This is a genomic window from Psychrosphaera sp. 1_MG-2023, assembly GCF_030548245.1.
GTDB lineage: Bacteria > Pseudomonadota > Gammaproteobacteria > Enterobacterales > Alteromonadaceae > Psychrosphaera > Psychrosphaera algicola.
Genome location: NZ_JAUORW010000044.1, coordinates 1 through 2,801, shown reverse-complemented (window position 1 = coordinate 2,801; position 2,801 = coordinate 1). Strand labels below are relative to the sequence as shown.

Sequence of the window (2,801 nt, the reverse complement as noted above, 5' to 3'; positions counted from 1 at the left end):
TGGTGGGCGGTACTGGGCTCGAACCAGTGACCCTCGCCTTGTAAGGGCGATGCTCTCCCAGCTGAGCTAACCGCCCAGCATTATCTCTTAAACGCGCTGTGTCGTTTAAGTGGGGCGTATTATAAGTAGCGACTAAAAAGAGTCAACTATAATTTTAATGTTTTTGACCTTTCGATGGTTTCTTGAGCAAAAAGGGTGGTAATTGCAATTTTAAGGTTAAATATTCATCGCAAGTTGGTTGATAATTTGCCACTCATCATATGTTACTGGCTGAATTGAGAGTCTACTGCGGTTAACCAAAACCATTTTTTCTAATAATTTTGTTGTTTTTATTTGAGTTAAAGGAATAAATTTTTTGTTGTGTCGGACATATTTAATGTCTAAACAGACCCAACGTGGGTTTTCTTTGGTTGATTTAGGATCAAAATACTTTGATTCCGGGTCAAATTGTAATGGGTCAGGGTAGGGGGTCGACACAATTTCAGCGATACCAGCAATACCAACCTGTTTGCAACTGGAGTGATAAAATAATACGCCATCACCAATTTTTGCGTCATCTCGCAACAGATTACGTGCCTGATAATTGCGAATGCCATCCCAGCGACCAATTTGTTGTGGCTCGTTTTTGAGGTGATCAATACCATATTCATCGGGTTCCGATTTAAATAGCCAATAATTCATTTACCACTCCTTTTAATTCGCACTGTCTATAAGGCTGACTTTTTTATAGAATAGCCCGCAATTATTCAAGAATACATTTTATTGGAAACAAACATGACTGTTGTGACTCGTTTTGCCCCTAGCCCGACTGGCTATTTGCACGTTGGTGGTGCTCGTACTGCTTTATATTCTTGGTTATATGCCAAAAAAAGCGGTGGAAAATTTATCCTTCGTATTGAAGATACCGATTTGGAGCGTTCAACTCCTGAAGCGGTTCAAGCCATTTTAGATGGTATGAAGTGGTTAGGGATGGAAAACGATGGCGAGATTTTTTATCAAACCAAGCGTTTTGACTTATATAAGGAATTTGTTCAAAAATTAATTGAACAGGATAAAGCGTATAAATGTTATTGCTCTAAAGAACGTTTAGATGCCTTACGTGAAGAACAAGAAGCAAATGGCCAACGCACTGGTTATGACGGTCATTGTTCTCATGGCTCAACAGATGCTGCTCAGGATGCACCTTATGTTGTTCGTTTTAGAAACCCTAAAGAAGGCAGTGTAAAGTGGACTGACGTTATCCGTGGCGAGATGGAAATATCGAACGACGAAATGGATGACATGATCATTCAACGTACTGATGGTAGTCCAACCTATAATTTCTGTGTTGTCATCGACGATTGGCAAATGGAAATGACTCATGTGGTTCGAGGCGAAGATCATTTAATAAATACTGCTAAGCAAATCAATATATTTGAAGCCTTTGGTGCAACAGTGCCAACTTACGCTCATTGTTCGATGATTTTAGGTGATGACGGTAAGAAATTATCAAAGCGACACGGTGCAGTAGGGGTTATGCAGTATCGTGATGACGGCTATTTACCACAGGCTCTAATAAATTATTTGGTGCGTTTAGGTTGGTCTCATGGTGATCAGGAAGTATTTACTCTTGATGAGCTATTTACTCACTTTGATATTGCGTCAATTAATAAGTCGGCCTCTGGGTTCAATACCGAAAAATTAAATTGGATGAACCAACAATACATGAAATTGTTGCCAGCGACAGAAGTTGCTAAACACTTAGCTTGGCATTTTGAAAACCAGAATGTAGATGTTGCAAATGGTCCTAAATTAGAAGCTATCGTAGAAATTCAGGCGGAAAGGGTTAAAACTCTTAAAGAACTTGCAGAAATAAGCGCTTATTTCTATCAAGATTTTTCTGAGTTTGACGAAAAGGCCGCTAAGAAACATTTACGCCCAGTAGCGAAGGAAGCATTGCAAGTGGCTAAACAAAAGCTCCAGGATTTAACCTCGTGGGATGCTGAGTCTATACAAGCTGCAATTAACGGTACCGCGGAACAACTGGACGTTGGCATGGGTAAAGTTGGGATGCCACTACGTGTTGCGACAACCGGTAGCGGTAATTCACCATCATTAGACGTCACACTTGAGTTGTTGCCAAAAGATAAGGTCATCGAAAGAATTGATATGGCTTTAGACTTTATTGCACAAAGAGAAGCAAATTCTTAAACTTTAGTTAAACAGATTAAAAGCCAACGTTAAGTTGGCTTTTTTGTTGCTAATGCGGATATTTTAGTCACATATAATCGTTTTTTAAGCAACTTGCCAAAAAATTAATCACTTACGCTAATAATACAAAGTTTTATTCAAATAATGGTTGACTCATTTAAAGTGAGTGCATAGAATGCGCCCCGAGTTTGAGGCACAGATTGTCTTAAATTCATCGCGAAAAGCGGGGCTATAGCTCAGCTGGGAGAGCGCAACACTGGCAGTGTTGAGGTCAGCGGTTCGATCCCGCTTAGCTCCACCAATTTTCGTTTAAGTAAGTCTTAGTGCTCCCATCGTCTAGAGGCCTAGGACACTGCCCTTTCACGGCGGTAACAGGGGTTCGAATCCCCTTGGGAGTACCAACAATTAGCGTTTTATGTTTTTAAAGTCTTAGTGCTCCCATCGTCTAGAGGCCTAGGACACTGCCCTTTCACGGCGGTAACAGGGGTTCGAATCCCCTTGGGAGTACCACTTTAAAATAATGAAATACACCTAGTGCTCCCATCGTCTAGAGGCCTAGGACACTGCCCTTTCACGGCGGTAACAGGGGTTCGAATCCCCTTGGGAGTACC

2 protein-coding genes and 5 tRNA genes are annotated in these 2,801 nt (G+C 41.1%); 5 read left to right on the top strand and 2 right to left on the bottom strand.

The window, feature by feature from the left end; genetic code table 11:
- Positions 1-76, bottom strand: a tRNA-Val gene (locus tag Q4575_RS19600).
- A 140-nt stretch (positions 77-216) separates the two neighbouring features.
- A complete protein-coding gene (locus tag Q4575_RS19595; RefSeq protein WP_303523928.1) occupies positions 217-681 on the bottom strand; it encodes an EVE domain-containing protein in 465 nt (154 codons plus the stop codon).
- Between the two features lie 93 nt (positions 682-774).
- Here Q4575_RS19595 and gltX point away from each other — a divergent pair, with 93 nt between their 5' ends.
- From gltX to Q4575_RS19570, 5 genes are all read left to right on the top strand, one after another.
- Positions 775-2,190: a glutamate--tRNA ligase gene (gene gltX, locus Q4575_RS19590; protein WP_303523927.1), complete on the top strand. Its 1,416-nt coding sequence runs from the start codon at positions 775-777 to the stop codon at positions 2,188-2,190.
- Positions 2,191-2,415: 225 nt separating this feature from the next.
- Positions 2,416-2,491, top strand: a tRNA-Ala gene (locus Q4575_RS19585).
- Between the two features lie 24 nt (positions 2,492-2,515).
- Positions 2,516-2,591: transfer RNA gene (locus Q4575_RS19580), tRNA-Glu, on the top strand.
- 33 nt (positions 2,592-2,624) lie between these two features.
- Positions 2,625-2,700 (top strand) — tRNA-Glu (locus Q4575_RS19575).
- Between the two features lie 26 nt (positions 2,701-2,726).
- Positions 2,727-2,799: transfer RNA gene (locus Q4575_RS19570), tRNA-Glu, on the top strand.
- The last annotated feature ends 2 nt before the right edge of the window (positions 2,800-2,801 follow it).